We start from the raw sequence: 1,036 nt of genomic DNA, 5'->3' as shown, positions 1-1,036 counted from the left end.
TGGGTGCTTTGTGGTCAAGTCCTCGGCCTATTAGTACCGGTCAGCTCCACACGTTGCCGTGCTTCCACCTCCGGCCTATCAACCCCATCGTCTCTGGGGGGCCTTACCCACTCTCGTGGTGGGAGACCTCATCTCAAGGCGAGCTTCCCGCTTAGATGCTTTCAGCGGTTATCCCTTCCGAACGTAGCCAACCAGCCGTGCACCTGGCGGTACAACTGGCACACCAGAGGTTCGTCCGTCCCGGTCCTCTCGTACTAGGGACAGCTCCTTTCAAGTCTCCTGCGCGCGCAGCGGATAGGGACCGAACTGTCTCGCGACGTTCTAAACCCAGCTCGCGTACCGCTTTAATGGGCGAACAGCCCAACCCTTGGGACCTACTCCAGCCCCAGGATGCGACGAGCCGACATCGAGGTGCCAAACCATCCCGTCGATATGGACTCTTGGGGAAGATCAGCCTGTTATCCCCGGGGTACCTTTTAGCCGTTGAGCGACACCGCTTCCACATGCCGATGCCGGATCACTAGTCCCAGCTTTCGCTCCTGCTCGACCCGTCAGTCTCACAGTCAAGCTCCCTTGTGCACTTACACTCGACACCTGATTGCCAACCAGGCTGAGGGAACCTTTGGGCGCCTCCGTTACCCTTTAGGAGGCAACCGCCCCAGTTAAACTACCCACCAGACACTGTCCCCGATCCGGATCACGGACCAGAGTTAGACGTTCAAAACGACCAGAGTGGTATTTCACCAATGACTCCACCCGAACTAGCGTCCGAGCTTCCCAGTCTCCCACCTATCCTACACAAGACGCTCCAAACGCCAATGTCAAGCTGTAGTGAAGGTCCCGGGGTCTTTCCGTCCTGCTGCGCGTAACGAGCATCTTTACTCGTAGTGCAATTTCGCCGGGTCTGCGGTTGAGACAGCGGGGAAGTCGTTACGCCATTCGTGCAGGTCGGAACTTACCCGACAAGGAATTTCGCTACCTTAGGATGGTTATAGTTACCACCGCCGTTTACCGGCGCTTAAGTTCTCACCTTCGC

Annotated in this window: 1 rRNA gene; it reads right to left on the bottom strand. The window is 57.4% G+C overall.

Annotation, left to right across the window (positions count from 1 at the left end):
• Positions 1-10: 10 nt before the first annotated feature.
• Positions 11-1,036 (bottom strand): 23S ribosomal RNA (locus tag ACIBEJ_RS52170); the annotation flags it as partial.

Source organism: Nonomuraea sp. NPDC050790 (assembly GCF_044456745.1).
GTDB lineage: Bacteria > Actinomycetota > Actinomycetes > Streptosporangiales > Streptosporangiaceae > Nonomuraea.
Note: the sequence above shows the minus strand (reverse complement) of the source record. Positions and strands in the feature narration are given on the sequence as shown.